Source organism: Trueperella bernardiae (assembly GCF_030246965.1).
GTDB classification, from domain to species: domain Bacteria; phylum Actinomycetota; class Actinomycetes; order Actinomycetales; family Actinomycetaceae; genus Trueperella; species Trueperella bernardiae.
Genome location: NZ_CP127099.1, coordinates 1,485,128 through 1,502,710, shown reverse-complemented (window position 1 = coordinate 1,502,710; position 17,583 = coordinate 1,485,128). Strand labels below are relative to the sequence as shown.

Genomic DNA, 17,583 nt, shown 5'->3' with positions numbered 1-17,583 from the left:
AGATGACTTCCAAGAAAAAGAAGCTCGAGAAGGTCACGGCGCCCGGAGCCCGTTTCTCGCGGATCAAGAACATGTCGCTCGGCGCGCGCCTGGCCATGGTGTTCCTCATCCTCATCTTCATCATTTCTTTCCTCTCCCCGCTGATCGCCCCCTACAACCCCAACGAGCTGGGCGGCCAGTGGCTCGCCCCCGGAGGCGAGCACCCGTTCGGCACGGACCACGTGGGCCGTGACATCCTGTCCCGCATCCTCTACGGTGGCCGCTTCTCGCTCATCATCGGCATCGCCGCCACCCTCGTGGCACTGGTCTTCGGCGCCCTCATCGGTGCGGTCGCCGCCGTGTCGCGCAAGTGGATCGGCGAAGTGATCATGCGCATCATGGACGTCATCATGGCCGTCCCCGGCATCGCAATGGCCGCGGTCATGGTGCTAGTCTTCTCCCGCCGCCTCGAGCCGGACAACGTGGTGGGCCTGGTAATCGTCATCATCTGCTCGATCGCCTTCGTCTACATCCCGCAGCTGGCCCGCATCGTTCGTGCGAACGTCATGAGCGCCTACGGCGAGGACTACGTGCGCGCGGTCATCGTCTCCGGTGCGCGTGCACCCTGGATCCTCATCCGTCACGTGGCCCGCAACACGGCCGCCCCGGTCCTCGTGTTCGCCACCGTGCTGGTTGCTGACGCGATCATCCTCGAGGCCTCGCTGACCTTCATCGGCTCGGGCCTGCAGTCCACGATGGTCCCCACCTGGGGTAACGTCCTGTCGGACGCGTCGTCGAACCTGTCGGTGTTGCTCGGCATGTGGTGGACGGCGCTCTTCCCGGGTCTGTTCATCATGCTCACGGTGCTATGCCTCAATATCCTGTCCGAAGGTATTACCGACGCGATGGTGGCGGCGCCGTCGTCGGCCCAGAAGGTCGAGGCCGTCACGGGCGCCCGCGAGCAGGACAAGCTGCTGCTCGACCCACGCCTCGCCTACGCCGCCCAGGCCGAATCGCTCAAGGCTCGCCTCGATCAGCTCGAGGTGGTCGAGTCCAAGCGCACGGACCGCTTCGTCGCCACCGCCACCGGCCAGCCGCTGCTGGAGGTGCGCAACCTGTCGATCAAGTTCCCGCGCCACGGCGACATCAACGTGGTCGACCACGTCAACTTCTCGGTCCGCAAGGGCGAGACGATGGGCCTGGTGGGCGAGTCCGGCTGTGGTAAGTCGATCACCGCGCTCACGGTCATGGGCCTCATCGACCCGCGCGCCGAGATCAGCGGCGAGATCTTCTACGAGGGTAAGGACCTTCTGAAGATGAGCGCCAAGGAGCGCCAGGCGCTGCTCGGCAACGAGATGGCGATGATCTACCAGGACGCCCTGTCCTCGCTCAACCCGGCCATGCTCATCCGCAGCCAGATGAAGCAGCTGACCTCGCGCGGCGGCACCCGCAGCGCCGAGGAGCTGCTGGAGCTGGTGGGCCTGGACCCGAAGCGCACGCTCGAGTCCTACCCGCACGAGCTCTCCGGCGGCCAGCGCCAGCGCGTGCTCATCGCCATGGCCCTCACCCGCGACCCGAAGCTCATCATTGCCGACGAGCCGACCACCGCCCTCGACGTGACGGTGCAAAAGCAGGTCATCGAGCTGCTCAACAACCTGCGCGAGAAGCTCGGATTTGCGATGGTCTTCGTCTCCCACGACCTGGCCCTCGTGGCCGAGGTCGCCCACAAGATCACGGTCATGTACGCCGGCCAGGTGGTCGAGCAGGCGCCGGCCTCGGAGCTGCTCACCCACCCCGTCCACGAGTACACCCGTGGCCTGCTCGGCTCGGTGCTCTCGATCGAGGCGGGCGCCGACAGGCTCCACCAGGTCCCCGGCACGGTCCCGTCGCCGAAGGACTTCCCGGCGGGCGACCGTTTCGCGCCGCGCTCCTCGCACCCCGACGTCGGGCTCACCACCCCGCCGCTGCGCATGGAGATCCCCGGACGCGACCACTACTACGCCGCCATCCCGGATTCGGCCTGGACCGACGCCGGCTACCCGGCCCCTGCCCAGCCCGGTGTCCCGGCGGGGCAGAACACTGAAGCGAAGGGAGAAGCACGATGAGCGAGACCCCGATCATCGAACTGCGCGACCTGCACGTCATCTTCAAGACCCGCGCCGGCACTATCTTCAACCCCACCAAGGTCCACGCGGTGGACGGGGTGTCGATGAAGGTCATGCCCGGCCAGGTGCTCGGCATCGTGGGCGAGTCCGGGTGTGGCAAATCCACCACCGCGAACGTCATGTGTGGCCTGCAGGAGGCCACCACGGGCCGGGTCTTCTTCAAGGGTGAGGAGGTGACGAAGCGTTCGGCTGCCGACCGCCGGAAGATCGGGCGCGTCGTCTCGGTCGTCTTCCAAGATCCGGCCACCGCGCTGAATGCCCGCATGCACGTGCGTGACCAGCTACTCGACCCGCTGCGCGTCCACGACATCGGCACCGAAGCCGAGCGTGACGCCCGCGTGGAGGAGCTGATCGCCCAGGTGGGCTTGCCGCAGTCGGCACTCGACGCGCTTCCCGGCCAGCTGTCCGGTGGCCAGCGCCAGCGCGTGGCGATCGCCCGCGCGCTCGCCCTGCGCCCGGACGCGATCATTGCCGACGAGCCGACGTCGGCCCTCGACGTGTCGGTGCGCGCCCAGATCCTCAACCTTCTCATGGACCTGAAGAACGAGCTGGGGCTCGCGATGGTCTTTATCTCCCACGACATCCAGACCGTGCGTTACATCTCCGACCGCATTGCGGTGATGAACAAGGGCAAGGTCGTGGAGGAGGGCCCGGCGAAGGAGCTCCTGGCCAACCCGAAGGACCCCTACACCAAGAAACTGCTCGGAGCGGCACCGTCGCTTCTCCATCCTCAACTGTAAGGAAGACCAATGAAAATCCGTGGAGTTGTCCCTCCCGTTGTCACCCCGCTCACCGCGGACGGCGCGCTCGACGTCGCCTCGTTTGAGCGTTCGATTAACCGCATGATCGACGCCGGAGTCGATGGCCTGTTCGTCCTCGGCTCCTCCGGCGAGGTCGTGTTCTCCACCGATGAGCGCCGCCGCGAGGTCATCGAGAACGCCGTGCGGATCGTGGCGGGCCGCGTGCCCGTGCTGGTCGGTGTCATCGACATGACCACCAAGCGCACGATTGAGCACGCTCGCGTGGCCAAGGAGCTCGGCGCCGACGCCATCGTCGCCACCGCCCCCTTCTACGCAATCCTGGGCCCGAAGGAGATCAAGCGTCACTTCCGCCTCGTCCACGAGGAGGTGGACCTGCCGCTGTTCGCCTACGACATTCCGGTGTGCGTGCACGTCAAGCTCGCCCCGGCGCTCATCCTCGAGCTCGCCCGAGAGGGCGTGCTGGCGGGCGTGAAGGATTCGTCCGGCGACGACGTCTCCTTCCGTTTCCTGGCCCAGGCCCGTGACGAGGAGAGCCTTGACCTGGCCCTGCTCACCGGGCACGAGGTCGTGGTGGACGGCGCCTACATGTCCCACGCGGACGGTTCGGTGCCGGGCCTGGCGAACGTTGACCCGGTCATCTTCGTCGAGCAGTGGCGCGCCTACCAGGCCGGCGATTGGGGCCGGGTGCGCGAGCTGCAGGATGAGGCGACCCGCCTCATGCGGATCGTCCAGGTTGCCTCTGGTGAGGTGGGCTTCGCGGCCGGCGTCGGCGCCTTCAAGACGGCGCTCATGCTGCTCGGCGTGTTCGAGACGAACACGATGCCCGAGCCCGTCCTCGCTCTTGAGGGTGAGAACGTGGAGGCCGTGGCCCGCGTGCTCCGGGAAACCGGGCATCTCAACTAGGAGGGGACCATGGCTGGTGCCGAGATCCTGACGATCGATATTGGTGGCACCAAGGTGGGTTGGGCTTTCGCCGACGCCGAGCACCTGTGCGTCGGCGAAAGCCAATCCATGAAGACTCTCGCTCGCGCTGGCGGTGCCGATGTGGCACGGCGCATCCGCGACATGGTGGTGGATGCGTGTGCTAACCGCTCTCTCCTCGGCATCGGAATCGCCAGCGCGGGTGTGGTCGACCCGGCCACGGGCGCGATCGTCTCAGCTACGAACACGATGCCCGGATGGGCCGGGACGCGCCTGGGGGAGATGCTGTCCCAGGCCACGGGCCTGCCCGTCCACGTCATCAACGACGTCCACGCCCACGGGCTGGGCGAGGCCGTCATGGGTGCGGGCAAGGGGGCGACGTCGGTGGTGTCGATGGCGCTCGGCACCGGGATCGGGGGCGCGCTCATCCGCGATGGCCAGATCGATTTTGGTGATCACTTCCTGTCCGGCCACTACGGGCACATCCACCACCACCTGGCCGAGGGCATGCCCTGCTCGTGCGGGCGCACCGGCCACATTGAGGCCATCGCTTCCGGGCATGGGATCACGAACTGGTACAACTCCCGCCGCGGCGCCTCCGACCCGGAGGTCACCAACGGCAAGGAGCTCCAGGACCTCGCCGAATCCGGCAACGAGCTGGCGCGGGCCGTCTTCAACGAGTCGGCTTACGCCACGGGCGAATCGCTCGCCACGCTTGCCAACTGTATCGACCCCTCCGTCATTGTTCTTTCCGGTTCGATGACGCGCTCGGGGGAGGAATGGTGGCAAAATGTTTACGCGGGATTTGTTGCGCGCGCAATGGACCCGGTCGCCACCGTGCCGATCAAGCTCGGCGAACTCGGTTCCGCCGCGCCCCTGTACGGGGCGGCGATCAACTTCATGAGGAAAGAAGTCTAAATGCATCAGCTCATCGAATCGCTGCGCGGGCGCCTGATCGTCTCCGCGCAGGCATACCCGGGCGAGCCTATGCGCCACCCTGAGACCATGGCACAGATCGCGCTCGCGGCCGAGCGTGGTGGCGCCGCCGCGATCCGCTGCCAGGGCCTGGCAGACATCGCCGCTATCAAGGGGCAGGTGGACGTGCCTGTCATCGGCCTGTGGAAAGAGGGTCACGACGGCGTCTACATCACCCCCACCCTGCGCCACGCGCGCGCCTGCATCATGGCCGGTGCGGACATCGTGGCGATCGACGCCACCCGCCGCCCCCGCCCTGACGGGCGCACCTACGCCGAGACGGTGGCCGAGCTGAAGAAGGACGACGCCCTCGTCATGGCCGACTGCGGCTCGTTTGACGACGCGGTGATGGCGGCCGAGGCTGGCTCCGACATCCTGTCGACCACCCTGTCCGGCTACACGGGCGAGCGCCCGAAGAGTGTGGGCCCGGACCTCGAGCTGTTGCGCGAGATCGTGACCGCCTTCCCCGACCTGCCGGTCTTCTGCGAGGGCCGCGTTCACACGCCCGAGCACGCCAAGGCCGTCATGGACGCGGGCGCCTTCGCGGTCGTCGTCGGCACGGCCATTACCCACCCGACCACGATCACGTCGTGGTTTGCAGATGCCATCAGTTAAGAAAGCGAGAAGAAACATGCAGATCGGAATTTTCAGCGACGAGACGGAACTTGCCAAGGCTGCCGCCGCTTACCTGATGAACACGATGAAGGGCGCCGAGCCGAAGAACCTCGGCGTCGCTACGGGCTCCACCCCGCTCGGGCTGTACGCCCAGCTGCGCGAGGCCCACGCCACTGGCGACTTCACGCTCGCGGACGCGAAGGCCTTCGCGCTCGATGAGTATGTCGGCATCGACCCGGCCCACCCGGAGGCCTACCGCAACGTGCTGCGTACCGAGCTCGTGGGGGATGAAAAAACGGGCCTGACGGAGGACAACCTCCACACGCCGAACGGTCAGGCCGACGATCCGTACGCGGCGGCCGAGGCCTACGACGCCGACATTCGCGACAACGGCGGGGTACACCTGCAGATCCTGGGGATCGGCGCCAACGGCCACATCGGCTTCAACGAGCCGGGCGTCTCGCTCGTCTCGCGCACGCACGTGGACGCGCTGACCCACCAGACCCGCAAGGACAACGCCCGCTTCTTCGAGGGCAACCTTGACCTGGTGCCGGACAAGTGCGTCACTCAGGGCCTGGGCACCATCATGGAGGCCAAGCACCTGCTCCTCATCGCTCGCGGCGAGAACAAGGCCGACGCGATCGCCGGCATGGTGGAGGGCCCGATCTCGGCCTCCTGCCCGGCGTCGATCACGCAGATGCACCCGTCGGTCGTCGTCTTCTGTGACGAGGCGGCCGCCTCGAAGCTGACGAACACCGACATGTACCGCACGCGCTGGGAGGTCCTCAAGTGATCGAGCTTCGCGGCAAGCTCCTTAACGGCTACGGCAAGATCGTCGGCTCGGGCGTGCGCTTGGAGGACGGCGTCGTGGCCGAGGTCTTCCCCGTGGAGGAGGGCGTGGAGGGCTGGGTGACACCGGGCTTTATCGACGTCCACTGCCACGGCGGCGGCGGGGCCTCCTTCCCCGACGACCCGAGCGCCGAGGGCGTGGATAAGGCCGTCGAGGCCCACCGCTCCTTCGGCACGACGGCGCTCATCGCCTCCACCGTCTCGCTCATTGACACGCTGACCCCGATCAAGGGGCTGGCGCAAGCGTGCGAGGAGGGCAAGCTGGTGGGCATCCACCTGGAGGGCCCCTACATTTCGCCCGCCAAGTGTGGCGCCCAGAACCCGGCCGCGATCCGTATGCCGGATCTGGATGAGCTGCGTGGGTGGCTCGAGGCCGGCAAGGGCTGGATTAAGACGATGACGATCGCGCCTGAGGTGGACAACGCCATCGAGGCCGCCCAGCTGCTCCTCGACTACGGGGCCGTGCCCTCGTGGGGTCACACCTCGGCCGACGAAGAGCAGACCCGCGCGGTCATCGAGGCCACCTCGGCCTACGCCGCGAAGATCGGCTTTACTAAGCCGCCGCAGATGGCCACTCACCTGTTCAACGCGATGCCCCCGCTCGGGCACCGCGCCCCGGGCCCGGTCCGCGAGCTCATGGCGGCGGCGCGCAGGGGAGAGGCGGTGGTCGAGCTCGTGGCCGACACGGTCCACGTCCACCCCGACCTGGTCGCCGACGTCGTTACCTTCATCCAGCGAGAGAACCCGCTCGGCGTTGTCTTCGTGACCGACGCGATGGAAGGTGCGGGCATGCCGGACGGCAAGTACGTGCTCGGCGGGCAGGATGTGGATATTGTCGACGGCGTCGCGCGGCTTTCGCGCAACGGCGCCATTGCGGGCGGCACTGCTCGCGTGGCCGAGGAGGTCCAGCGGATGGTCCGCGGCGGGTGCCTCGACATGGAGGCCGCCGTGCGGTGCGGGGTGGGAGCCCCGGCCCACGCCGTCGGGCTGACCCAAGCCGACCCGGGCGTGACCCTCGAGTGGAAGGTGGGGGAGCCGGCGAATGCCGTCGTCTTCACCGAAGACCTGGAGGTCACCACGATCGTCCGGGAGGGCGTAGCAAGGTAGCTCACAGGGCGCCGCGGGAATAGACCGCGGCGCCTTGTGCGTTTGCCCCGGTGATGGATGGAGGAGATGCCATGACGGTCGAGGAGACGCCCGAGGAGCGCACCGCCCGCTTTGAGCGCGACGCGATGCCCTACCTCAACCAGCTCTACGGCGCAGCCCTGCGGCTCACCCGCAACCAGCAGGACGCCGAGGACCTCGTCCAGGAGACCTTCGCCAAGGCCTTCGCCTCCTTCCACCAGTTCACGCCAGGCACCAACCTCAAGGCGTGGCTGTACCGGATCCTCAACAACGCCTTCATCTCCTCCTATCGCAAGCGCCAACGCCGGCCCCAGGAGGCCGCGGCCGAGGTGGAGGACTGGCAGGAATACAAGGCCTCGTTCCACCACTCGCGCGGGCTGGAGTCCGCCGAGATGCTCGCGCTTGAACTGTTGCCGAACGAGGATATCCGGCAGGCACTCGACCAGCTTTCGGACGAGCGCCGTACGGCGGTCTACCTGGCCGACGTGGAGGGTTTTAGCTACCAGGAGATCGCGGACATCATGGGCACCCCGATCGGGACCGTCATGTCACGCCTGTACCGGGGCCGCACCCAGTTGCGTGAGGCCCTGCGCGACTACGCGCGCGATCTGGGATATGTCAAGGAGAACGTGTGATGAAGGAGTTTGACGAGCTCATGTCCAAACTCGAGGCCTGCACCTGCCACGGGGAGTGCACGTGCGCCCAGTGCGGCTGTGAGGAGGTGCTCGACCACCTCTTCGAGCTGGTGGATGACGAGATTTCCGACGATGACGCCCGCCGCCTTCTCCGCCACGGCGCCACGTGTAGGGCGTGCGCGGCGAGGATCGAGGAGGAGATCGTGGTGCGCAAGGTGATCCGCCGCGGGTGCTGCTCCCAGGAGGCGCCCGAGTCTTTGCGTACGAAGATCACACACATCGTTGGCGAGTAGGTTGGTAGGATACCGGCTGAAAAGATACACTTGAGACCTATCTACCGGAGGAGTAAACATGTCGAAGCGTGGACGGAAGCGCAAGGATCGCAAGAAGAAGAGTGCGAACCACGGCAAGCGCCCCAACGCCTAGGTAAATGGTCGGAGTTGTCTCCGGCCATTTCTTTTTGCCCGGGTTTCTCCGCTGGGTTTCCTGCCGGCTTGCCGCCGGTTTGAATTTACTGGACGATTCCAGGGTGATCTTCGTATATGAGCAGATCGGCCCGGAATCGTCCAAAACTCTTCAATCGGCCAGCATATATTCGCCCGCGGGCGGGCCTGTGAAGTCGTCCACAGGTGTGGACGATGGTGTGATCCTGCTGTGATCCTTTGTTATGGTTTCGTTATCAAATGATTGTCTGACAAGGAGCCTCATGTCTCGTGCCGATCGTCGCGTGATCAAGCAGCGCAACCACTCCGCTACTCGCATCACCACCGCGTCCACATTCGCGGCATCGACCATGGTGGGTATGGTTGCCCCTATCGCTTTCGCTGATACCGAGGCCGAGCCGGCGGCCCGGCCTGAGGCCGTTGCCCCTGCGGTCGTTGCCCCTGAAGCTTCCTCCGCGTCGCTGGCCACCACCGCCGAGGGTGAGTGGCAGTTCGAGGCCGTGACTGTTGAGGCCGAGAGCCCGGCCGTTGCCGCGCCGGCCGTCGAGACCGCGCAGACCGCCCAGGCCGCGCAGACCGCCCGCGCGGACTCCTCCGAGGCGGCGACCGAAGCCACCTACGCAGAGCCTGCCGCGGCCCCCGCCCCGGCAGCCTCCGGCATTGTGGGAATCGCGCGTTCCTACGCCGGCTCCACGTACGTCTACGGCGGCACGTCGCCCGCCGGCTTTGACTGTTCGGGCTTCACCTCCTACGTGTACGCGCTAGCCGGCATCTCCTTGCCGCGCTCGTCTGGCTCTCAGCTGTACGCCGGCCAGCAGGTCTCCGCCGCGGAGGCCCAGCCTGGTGACCTCGTGTGGTGGCCCGGCCATGTGGGCATCTACACCGGCAATGGCCAGCACATCGCGGCCCGCAACCCTGCCACGGGCGTCATGGAGGGGCCGATCTACGGTAACCCGATCTACATCCGCGTCGGCTAAGACGCACTGAACTGAAGAGGGGGAGCGCGATCCGCGCTCCCCCTTTCAACGTGCTAGTCGGCCGTGGGCGGCTCGATGCCCAGCCAGCGGTGCCAGCCCTTGTGGAGCACCAGCCAGGTCATGAGGCCGTAGCCGGCCTGGCGGGGGCAGTAGGAGTCGGCGGAGGTGGCCATGTCAGTCAGCCACTGTTCGTGATCGCGCAATGGATTGTAGGTGTCGACGAATGGGATCTGGCGCCTCTCGCACACCTCGGAAAAGGCCCGGGTGAGCTCGGCCTGGTCGCGGGCAGCGATGTTGAGCCGCGGCGGCGGGCCCACCACGAAGGGGCTCATGCCCCGGCGCACGGCCGTGTCGAGCATGTTGGCCAGGTACAGGCGAGAGCGCGAAGTTGAGGTGACCGACAGGTCGTGTGAACCGAGGCCAACCACCAGGCGGTTGTCGGCGTCGCGATCGAGGCGGGGGAGCACCTCAGCCTCCCAGCGTGACACCAGCCGGTCGGTGGTTTCGCCGGGATAGGCGAGCGAGATCGGCATGAGGGGTGGGTCGCTTGGGGAGCGCGCGATGGTGCGCCCCACCCAGCCCAGGGCGCGGGCATCGCCGTAGCCCGCCACCAGTTCGTCGCCTACGAAGAATACTCGGATGCTCACACGCCCATTATAGAGTACGTGGCCCCCACCCGAAGGCAGGGGCCACGTGGTCGGCAATATCTCGGTGTTATCGCGCCATTACCGCGCGAAGGCCTGGCGCATGAGCTCCTCGGCCTCGATACGATGGCGGCCGATCATGCCCGCGGCTGTCGAGGCGGCGGCCGGGCGCGAGATGCGCGTGATACCGCGGTCGAGCTCCACGAACATGTCGAGCGCGAAGTGCGCCCAGGCGCCCTGGTTGGCGGGCTCGTCCTGCACCCAGAACACCTCGGCGTTCGGGTACTTGTCGAGCTCAGCGCGAAGCTCCTCCACCGGGTTGGGGTAGAGCTGCTCGACGCGGATGATCGCGGTGCGGTCATCGCCCTTCTTGGCACGCTCCTCGATGAGGTCGTAGTAGATCCTTCCGGTGCACAGCAGCACCCGATCCACGGTGCCGAGCTCCTGGGTCTCGCCGATCACCTTTTGCACCGTGCCCGAGGTGAACTCCTCCACCATCGAGTCCGCGCCCTTGCGGCGCAGGAGCTGCTTGGGGGAGAAGACGATCATGGGCTTGCGCGGGCGGCGGTAGGCCTGTTCGCGCAGCATGTGGAAGTAGTTTGCCGGGGTGGAGGGCTGAACCACGATCATGTTGTCCTCCGCGCACAGCTGCAGGTAGCGCTCGATGCGGGCCGAGGAGTGGTCCGGGCCCTGGCCCTCGTAGCCGTGGGGGAGCAGCAGCACGATCGACGCCGTCTGGTGCCACTTTTGTTCGGCGGAGGAGATGAACTCGTCCACCACGGTCTGGGCGCCGTTGGCGAAGTCGCCGAACTGGGCCTCCCACAGCACGAGCGCGTCTGGGCGTTGCACCGAGTAGCCGTACTCGAAGGCCATGATCGAGTACTCGGAGAGGGCCGAGTCGTAGATCTTGAACCGCGCCTGGTCTTCGGTCAGGCTCATGAGCGGCGTCCACTCCTCGCCCGTCACCAGGTCGTGGGCCACGGCGTGGCGCTGGGTGAACGTGCCGCGGCGCGAATCCTGGCCGGACATGCGCACGGGCACGCCCTCGATGAGGAGGGAGCCGAAGGCGAGCAGTTCGCCAAAGCCCCAGTCGATGTGGCCTTCGTGGGCCATCTTGTTGCGCTTGTCGAACAGCGCCATGATCTTCTTGTGCGGGGTGAAGCCCTCCGGCGGGGTGGTGTGGGCCCGGCCGATGCGCTGGAGGATTTCGGGGGAGACGGCGGTGGTCCAGCCGACCATCGTGCCGGCGTCCTCCTGCTGGGAGGCGGGCATGCCGAGCGCGTCGGCGGCGTCGGCCTCGTCGTTTTCGGCCTTCTTCTCCGCCTCGCGCGCGTCCTGGAACGCCTTCTCGAGTAGGGCGTGGAAGTCGTCCTCCACCTTGGCGGCCTGCTCGTCAGAGATGTCGCCGCGGCCGAGCAGGGCCTCCTGGTATAGCTGGCGCGTGGTGCGCTTTTCGTCCACCAGGGAGTACATGATCGGCTGGGTCATCGACGGGTCGTCGCCTTCGTTGTGGCCGCGCTTGCGGTAGCAGATGATGTCGAGGATGACGTCCTTCTTGAACTGCATGCGGTAGTCGTAGGCCATGCGGGCCATCCGGCACACGGCCTCCGGGTCGTCTCCATTGACGTGGAAGATCGGCAGCTGCAGGCCCTTGGTGATGTCGGTGGTGTAGCGCGAGGAGCGCGAGTTCGACGGGGCGGTGGTGAAGCCGATCTGGTTGTTGACGATGATGTGGATGGTGCCGCCGGTGCGGTAGGCGGGCAGCTGGGAGAGGTTGAGCACCTCGGTGACCACGCCCTGGCCGGAGAAGGCCGCATCGCCGTGAATGAGGAGGGGGACCACGGCGCCGCCGTCGTCGTCGAGCTGGTCCTGCATGCCGCGCACCACGCCCTCGAGCACGCCGTCGGCTGCCTCGAGGTGGGACGGGTTCGCGGCGAGGTATACGCCCACCTGGTCGCCGCGGGCGGAGGTGTAGGTGCCCTCGGTGCCGAGGTGGTACTTGACGTCGCCCGAGCCCGGCTTGCGCGGGTCCATCACCCCGTCGAACTCGGAGAAGACCTGGCCGAAGGACTTGCCGGCGATGTTGGTCAGCACGTTGAGACGGCCGCGGTGGGCCATGCCGATGGCGACCTCGTGCAGCCCGTCGTCGGCGGCGCCGTCCAGGATCGAATCGAGGGCCGGGATGAGGGACTCGCCGCCTTCGAGCGAGAAGCGCTTCTGTCCCACGTACTTGGTTTGGAGGAAGACCTCGAAGGCCTCGGCCTGGTTGAGCTTTTCGAGGATCCGCACGCGTTGTTCGGGCGTGGTGGCCTCAGGCGTGTGCTCGAGGCGTTCCTGGAACCACTTGCGCTGGACCGGGTCCTGGATGTGCATGTACTCGATGCCCACGGTGCGGCAGTAGGCCTCGCGCAGGTTGGTGAGGATCTGGCGTAGCGTGAGGTGGCTGGTGCCGGCGAAGCCGCCGGTGGGGAAGGAGCGGTCGAGGTCCCACAGGCTGAGCCCGTAGGAGCCGATCTCCAGGTCCGGGTGGCGGCGCAGGTGGAAGGATAGCGGGTCGGTGTCCGCGATGAGATGGCCGCGCGAGCGGTAGGCGTGGATCAGTTCGGCGATGCGGGCGGGCTTGCCGAGTTCGCGTTCGGCGTCGTACTCGATGTCCTTTTCCCACACGACGGGCGTGTAGGGCACGCGCAACGAGAGGTAGACGCGCTCGTAGAAGCTATCCTCGCCGAGCAACTTGTTTTCCATGAGGCGCAGGAAGCGCCCGGAGGTGGCGCCCTGGATGACGCGGTGGTCGTAGGTGGAGCCGATGTGGACCACCTTCGACACGCCCAGGCGGGCGATCGTCTCATCGGCGGTGCCCTGGAATTCGGGCGGGTAGGTCATGGAGCCGACGCCCACGATGAGCCCCTGGCCGACCATGAGGCGCGGCACGGATTCGGTGGTGCCGAGCCCGCCGGGGTTGGTGAGTGTGGCGGTGGTGCCTTGGTAATCCTCGATCGTGAGCTTGCCCGCGCGCCCGCGGTCTACCAGCTCCTCGTAGGCGGCCACGAACTCGGAGAACGTCTTCGTCTCGGCGGCCTTGATTGAGGGAACGACGAGCGTGCGTGTGCCGTCGGGCTTGGCGACATCGATCGCGATGCCCAGGTTGACGTGCTTGGGTTCGACCAGGGACGGCTTGCCATCCTCGATCGAGTAGGCCACGTTCATCTCTGGCATTTCGGCCAGCGATTCGACCATGGCGTAGGCGATGAGGTGGGTGAAGGAGATCTTGCCGCCGCGGGTGGCCGCGAGGTAACGGTTGATGACGGCGCGGTTGTCGAACATGACGCGCGCGGGCATGGCGCGCAGCGAGGTGGCGGTGGGGATGGACAGTGAGGCGTCCATGTTCTTCGCCAGCCCGCGGTCCCCGCCCTTGAGGGCCGTGACGTCCTTGGCCTTGGGGTCCATGTCCGCTTCGGCGCTGGCCGGGCGGAGGGAGTAGGACGTGGCGTAGGGGGTGATGGCGGGGGCGGCCGCGGCGCGCGGTTGCGGGGGCAGGTCGGAGCGGGTGACGTTCGTGGTGGGGGTGGAAGCGCGATCGGCTTGGGAGTGGACGGCGCGCTGGGCGGGCGTCACTTCCTTTTTCGGCTCCGGGGCGTTCACGACGCCGGCCTCGCTCGCCGCGCCCGCAGGCTTGCGGCCCTGTGCTTCCCAGCTACGGAACATCTCGGCCCACTGGGGGCCGACCCCGTCCTTGTTTTGAAGGTATGCCGCGTAAAGATCTTCGATAAAACCCTGGTTCGCGCCAAAATCATCGGAGTTGGTTGACGACACTGTCTGCCTCACTTGTTCGTTGGATGACCGATGTATCCAAGCCTAGTGATCTTTCTTTCGCACGGGGGAGCAAAGTCCCAAAACTGGCCTCAAATCGGGGTGTTTTCGCCGGTCAAAATCTCTTAGCGTCAAGAAAACTCCCGTGATGATTCAAGAATTCCCCTGTGGGCGAGGGCGGGGCCGCAGCGCGCCCAGGCGGTGGGTTACGATGGTGGGTATGGAAGGACGACAAGAGGTGGCCCGTGGCCACTGATCTCATATTGCTTTGTCTTGCCCTTGTACTTATTGCGGGCAACGCCCTGTTCGTTGCCGCCGAATTCTCGCTCGTCGCCCTGGATCCAGCCACGATCGATGACCGCGCCCAGTCGGGGGACGCGAAGGCCGGGCGCGTGCAAAAGGCCCTGCATCACCTCTCCCTCCAGCTGTCCTCGTGCCAGGTGGGCATTACGATGACGACGATCCTGCTCGGCTACGTGGCCACGGCCCCGCTGCAACACTTCTTCTCTGGCCTGTTGGGCAGCCTGGCGCCCGCAGCGGCGGTCGGCACCGCCGCGACGCTGGCCTTCATCATCATTAACGTCGCCTCCATGCTGTTCGGTGAGCTCATCCCCAAGAACATGGCGCTCGCCGAGCCGCTCTCCACCGCCGCCTTCGTCTCCCTCCCGTTGCGCATCTTCACGGCGGTGTTCAAGCCGGTGGTCGTGCTGCTGAACGAGACCGCGAACTGGATCTTGCGCAAGTTCGGCATCGAGCCGGCCGAGGAGCTCTCGGGTGCGCGCTCGGCCTCCGAGCTCGCCGCGCTCGTGCGGCACTCGGCGGAGGAGGGCACGCTCGACCTGCCCACCGCCCGTCTGCTCACCCGCTCGATCGACATCGGCGCGCTGACCGCCGTGGACGTCATGACCGACCGCGGGCGGGTCGCCGCCCTCCACGTGGACGACACGGCGGCCGACGTCATCGCGCGCGCTGCCGAGACCGGACACTCCCGCTTCCCCGTCATCGGCGAGGACCTCGACGACATCCGCGGCTTCGTCCACCTGCGCCGCGCGGTGGCGATCCCCTACGAGGCGCGCGGGCAGGTGCGCGTGACGTCGTCGTCGTTGCTGGTCGAACCCACGCGCGTGCCCGAGACCATCGCGCTCGCCCCGCTCCTCGTGCAGCTGCGCGCCGAGGGGCTGCAGATGGCTGTCGTCGTCGATGAATACGGCGGTACCTCGGGCATCGTCACCCTCGAGGACGCGGTGGAGGAGATCGTGGGCGACGTGGCCGACGAACACGACCGGCGCCGCGTGCGCACGCATATCGTCTCTGGAGGTAGCTGGATGATCCCCGGCCTCATGCGCCCGGACGAGGTGGCCCGCGAGCTCGGGCTCGACGTGCCGGACGAGGGCCCGTGGGAAACCGTGGGCGGCTGGATGATGGCCCGGCTCGGGCGGATGCCCGAGGTAGGGGACGAGGTGGAGGAAGACGGCGTGCGCGCGGTGGTTGCCACCATGGATGGCCGACGCATCGAACAGGTGCGGATTTGCGGGGTGGACGAATGAGCATCGGAATGGCACTCCTTGTCACGGGCCTGCTCCTGCTGACCAACGCGTTCTTTGTGGGCGGCGAGTTCGCGGTCATGGGCGCCCGGCGCTCGCGGGTGGAACCGCTGGCGGACGCGGGGAAGAAGTCGGCCAAGACCGTCATCTACGCCCTGGAGAACGTCACCCTTATGCTTGCCACCTGCCAGCTCGGGATCACGCTCGCCTCGGTGGCGCTCGGCGCGATCTCGGAGCCGGCGATCGCGCACTGGATCGAGGGCCCGCTCGAGGCGGCGGGCGTGCCCGCGTCGTTCCTCCACCCGATCGCGCTGGTGCTGGCGCTCGCGCTGGTGGTCTATCTGCACGTGGTGCTGGGGGAGATGGTGCCGAAGAACCTGTCGGTCACCACCCCCGAGCGGGCGGCTTATATCCTGGTGCCCCCGCTTGTGTTCGTCTCGAAGATCTTCCACCCGGTGGTCTTCTCCCTCAACTGGTTCGCCAACCACATCATCCGCGTCTTCGGGCTCGAGCCCAAGGACGAGGTGGGCGCAGCGTTCACGGTGGACGAGGTGGCATCGATCGTGCAGGCCTCGAAGAATGCAGGCGTGCTCGACGCGGACGTCGGCCTCATCTCCTCCGCCCTCGAGTTCTCCGAGTACACGGCTGGCGACCTCATGGTGGCAACCGAGCAGCTAGTCATGGTCATGCCGCAGACCACCCCGGCCGAGCTGGAGGCAGAGATCGCCCAGCACGGGTTTTCGCGCTACCCGGTTGAGGAGGGCGGCGAGATTGTCGGTTACGTCCACCTCAAGGACATCATCGACGTGGCGCCCGGGCGGCGGAACGCGCCGCTGGCGCCGTGGAAGATCCGCACCATGTCGAAGGTGGATTCGAAGGACGAGATCGAGACGGCTCTGCGCTCCATGCAGAAGGACGGCACTCACCTGGCGGGCGTGGTGGTGGACGGCGAGGTGCGGGGCGTGCTCTTCCTCGAGGATGTGATTGAGGAGCTGATTGGCGAGGTTCGCGACGCCATGCAGAAGTAGCGCCGCCGCGACCATTTCGTGACCATGACAAGTGAGACTTCACCGGCAGTGGCTCACATCATAGGGAGTTCAGTCCCGAGGTTGTGAATACTGCTCGCGGTAGCGTTATCAAACCGTTATCATTGGGAGATGTCCGGGGTTTTCCCGATATTGTGCGCACAAGAAAGAGGAGGGGCCGGATTGGCTGAGCGTGAAACTGTGCGACCATCGCGCCGTGATCTCCGGCTCGCCCGCGAAGCTCAACTTCGCGACGTCCAGGTCACTGAAGTGATCGAGCTCCCGCCCGTTGCTCCGCGGGCCACCAAGGAGCTCTCATTCTTCCGCCGGCTCTTCAAAGAGGCGAAGAATCCCGCCACGGCAGGCGTGCTCAGCGCCGTCGTCGCCGGCTCCGCAGTCACCGGCATCCTATTCGGCAGCCTGTATTCCGCCTCGGCCGTCCAGGGCGCGCAGAACCTGGCCACCTCCACGGTGGCCACCCCGCAGCCCACGGTCCCGGACACCCTGAAGAAGACGAGCGGCGCGGCGGACTCGGCCCGCTATCGTGGTTTCGAACGCACGTATTCGGGGGCTGCCATCCAGTGCGAGTTGCGCGGGGGAGCGAACTCGCTCGCCTCGGCCTTCGAGTCCGAATCCGACCTGGTGGTCATGCCGATGGCGGCGGGCACCTACCGCCTCACCTCGCCCTTCGGGTTGCGCATTGACCCGATCTCCTACACCTCATCCTTCCACCTGGGCCAGGATATGGCAGCCCCGGCCGGCACACCGATCTACGCGATGGCCGACGGCGAGGTCGTCTACGCGGGAGAGGGTATTGCAGGACGCTCGTCGAACCTCATCGTCATCGCCCACGTGATCGATGGAAAGGAATACACCACCTGGTACGTCCACATGTACGACGACGGGGTGCACGTGAAGAAGGGTGACAAGGTCAGGGCCGGCCAGCACATCGCCGACGTCGGCTCGAAGGGCTGGTCCACCGGCCCGCACCTGCACTTCGAGGTCCACACGGGCCACGAGATCGAGACTACGGGGCAGGATAACCTGCTGGACCCGATCAAGGCTCTGGAGGACTTCGGCGCGGTCGATCTGTCCGATATGTGCTAGCGAGCGCA

At 66.7% G+C, this 17,583-nt stretch carries 17 protein-coding genes; 15 read left to right on the top strand and 2 right to left on the bottom strand.

The features are described 5' to 3' along the window. Positions 1-2: 2 nt before the first annotated feature. The 12 genes from QPC17_RS06930 to QPC17_RS06880 are packed head-to-tail and all read left to right on the top strand — an operon-like array spanning position 3 to position 9,445. On the top strand, positions 3-2,084 hold the full coding sequence (locus QPC17_RS06930) for a dipeptide/oligopeptide/nickel ABC transporter permease/ATP-binding protein (RefSeq protein ID WP_062613417.1): 2,082 nt from the start codon (positions 3-5) through the stop codon (positions 2,082-2,084). Then, complete coding sequence (locus QPC17_RS06925) at positions 2,081-2,884, top strand: ABC transporter ATP-binding protein (protein ID WP_062613418.1); 804 nt, start codon at positions 2,081-2,083, stop codon at positions 2,882-2,884. Before QPC17_RS06930 ends, QPC17_RS06925 begins: the two co-directional genes overlap by 4 nt. Positions 2,885-2,893: 9 nt before the next feature. Beyond that, the gene (locus QPC17_RS06920; RefSeq protein ID WP_062613419.1) at positions 2,894-3,808 is read left to right on the top strand and encodes a dihydrodipicolinate synthase family protein; all 915 of its coding nucleotides are present in this window, start codon (positions 2,894-2,896) and stop codon (positions 3,806-3,808) included. 9 nt (positions 3,809-3,817) lie between these two features. Then, the gene (locus QPC17_RS06915) at positions 3,818-4,744 is read left to right on the top strand and encodes an ROK family protein (protein ID WP_285347150.1); all 927 of its coding nucleotides are present in this window, start codon (positions 3,818-3,820) and stop codon (positions 4,742-4,744) included. Next, complete coding sequence (locus QPC17_RS06910; RefSeq protein WP_062613421.1) at positions 4,745-5,416, top strand: N-acetylmannosamine-6-phosphate 2-epimerase; 672 nt, start codon at positions 4,745-4,747, stop codon at positions 5,414-5,416. 16 nt (positions 5,417-5,432) lie between these two features. Further along, positions 5,433-6,209, top strand: a complete 777-nt coding sequence (gene nagB, locus QPC17_RS06905) for a glucosamine-6-phosphate deaminase (RefSeq protein ID WP_285347149.1) — start codon at positions 5,433-5,435, stop codon at positions 6,207-6,209. Then, entirely contained in the window at positions 6,206-7,372 is a 1,167-nt protein-coding gene (locus tag QPC17_RS06900; RefSeq protein ID WP_285347148.1) for an N-acetylglucosamine-6-phosphate deacetylase, read from the top strand. The genes nagB and QPC17_RS06900 overlap by 4 nt, the downstream gene beginning before the upstream one ends. Positions 7,373-7,425: 53 nt before the next feature. Beyond that, complete coding sequence (locus QPC17_RS06895; RefSeq protein WP_070446454.1) at positions 7,426-8,025, top strand: sigma-70 family RNA polymerase sigma factor; 600 nt, start codon at positions 7,426-7,428, stop codon at positions 8,023-8,025. Further along, on the top strand, positions 8,025-8,318 hold the full coding sequence (gene rsrA, locus QPC17_RS06890; RefSeq protein WP_062613425.1) for a mycothiol system anti-sigma-R factor: 294 nt from the start codon (positions 8,025-8,027) through the stop codon (positions 8,316-8,318). The genes QPC17_RS06895 and rsrA overlap by 1 nt, the downstream gene beginning before the upstream one ends. A gap of 58 nt (positions 8,319-8,376) precedes the next feature. Further along, entirely contained in the window at positions 8,377-8,451 is a 75-nt protein-coding gene (locus QPC17_RS09640) for a 50S ribosomal protein bL37 (RefSeq protein ID WP_099981265.1), read from the top strand. Between the two features lie 4 nt (positions 8,452-8,455). After that, positions 8,456-8,683: a hypothetical protein gene (locus QPC17_RS06885; RefSeq protein WP_101923637.1), complete on the top strand. Its 228-nt coding sequence runs from the start codon at positions 8,456-8,458 to the stop codon at positions 8,681-8,683. A gap of 48 nt (positions 8,684-8,731) precedes the next feature. Continuing rightward, the gene (locus QPC17_RS06880) at positions 8,732-9,445 is read left to right on the top strand and encodes a C40 family peptidase (RefSeq protein ID WP_251769180.1); all 714 of its coding nucleotides are present in this window, start codon (positions 8,732-8,734) and stop codon (positions 9,443-9,445) included. A 53-nt stretch (positions 9,446-9,498) separates the two neighbouring features. Here the strand turns inward: QPC17_RS06880 and QPC17_RS06875 are convergent, their stop codons facing one another. Further along, on the bottom strand, positions 9,499-10,086 hold the full coding sequence (locus QPC17_RS06875) for a GDSL-type esterase/lipase family protein (RefSeq protein WP_082661162.1): 588 nt from the start codon (positions 10,084-10,086) through the stop codon (positions 9,499-9,501). A gap of 84 nt (positions 10,087-10,170) precedes the next feature. Next, positions 10,171-13,902, bottom strand: a complete 3,732-nt coding sequence (locus QPC17_RS06870) for a multifunctional oxoglutarate decarboxylase/oxoglutarate dehydrogenase thiamine pyrophosphate-binding subunit/dihydrolipoyllysine-residue succinyltransferase subunit (protein ID WP_285347147.1) — start codon at positions 13,900-13,902, stop codon at positions 10,171-10,173. Positions 13,903-14,144: 242 nt separating this feature from the next. Here QPC17_RS06870 and QPC17_RS06865 point away from each other — a divergent pair, with 242 nt between their 5' ends. The 3 genes from QPC17_RS06865 (at position 14,145) to QPC17_RS06855 (ending at position 17,575) form a co-directional block, all read left to right on the top strand. Beyond that, positions 14,145-15,446 (top strand): hemolysin family protein, encoded by a 1,302-nt coding sequence (locus QPC17_RS06865; RefSeq protein ID WP_062613429.1) that lies wholly within the window; start codon positions 14,145-14,147, stop codon positions 15,444-15,446. Then, complete coding sequence (locus QPC17_RS06860; protein WP_062613430.1) at positions 15,443-16,471, top strand: hemolysin family protein; 1,029 nt, start codon at positions 15,443-15,445, stop codon at positions 16,469-16,471. The genes QPC17_RS06865 and QPC17_RS06860 overlap by 4 nt, the downstream gene beginning before the upstream one ends. Before the next feature lie 198 nt (positions 16,472-16,669). Continuing rightward, positions 16,670-17,575, top strand: coding sequence for a M23 family metallopeptidase (locus QPC17_RS06855; protein WP_068538674.1), 906 nt, complete (start codon positions 16,670-16,672; stop codon positions 17,573-17,575). Positions 17,576-17,583 lie beyond the last annotated feature (8 nt).

Excerpts from the sequence above, each read along its gene's own strand:
- QPC17_RS06885 (WP_101923637.1), top strand. The coding sequence starts at position 8,456 with ATGGTCGGAGTTGTCTCCGGCCATTTCTTTTTGCCCGGGTTTCTCCGC.
- QPC17_RS06895 (WP_070446454.1), top strand. The coding sequence starts at position 7,426 with ATGGATGGAGGAGATGCCATGACGGTCGAGGAGACGCCCGAGGAGCGC.
- QPC17_RS06925 (WP_062613418.1), top strand. The coding sequence starts at position 2,081 with ATGAGCGAGACCCCGATCATCGAACTGCGCGACCTGCACGTCATCTTC.
- nagB (WP_285347149.1), top strand. The coding sequence starts at position 5,433 with ATGCAGATCGGAATTTTCAGCGACGAGACGGAACTTGCCAAGGCTGCC.
- QPC17_RS06910 (WP_062613421.1), top strand. The coding sequence starts at position 4,745 with ATGCATCAGCTCATCGAATCGCTGCGCGGGCGCCTGATCGTCTCCGCG.
- QPC17_RS06915 (WP_285347150.1), top strand. The coding sequence starts at position 3,818 with ATGGCTGGTGCCGAGATCCTGACGATCGATATTGGTGGCACCAAGGTG.
- QPC17_RS06880 (WP_251769180.1), top strand. The coding sequence starts at position 8,732 with ATGTCTCGTGCCGATCGTCGCGTGATCAAGCAGCGCAACCACTCCGCT.
- rsrA (WP_062613425.1), top strand. The coding sequence starts at position 8,025 with ATGAAGGAGTTTGACGAGCTCATGTCCAAACTCGAGGCCTGCACCTGC.
- QPC17_RS06920 (WP_062613419.1), top strand. The coding sequence starts at position 2,894 with ATGAAAATCCGTGGAGTTGTCCCTCCCGTTGTCACCCCGCTCACCGCG.
- QPC17_RS06860 (WP_062613430.1), top strand. The coding sequence starts at position 15,443 with ATGAGCATCGGAATGGCACTCCTTGTCACGGGCCTGCTCCTGCTGACC.
- QPC17_RS06930 (WP_062613417.1), top strand. The coding sequence starts at position 3 with ATGACTTCCAAGAAAAAGAAGCTCGAGAAGGTCACGGCGCCCGGAGCC.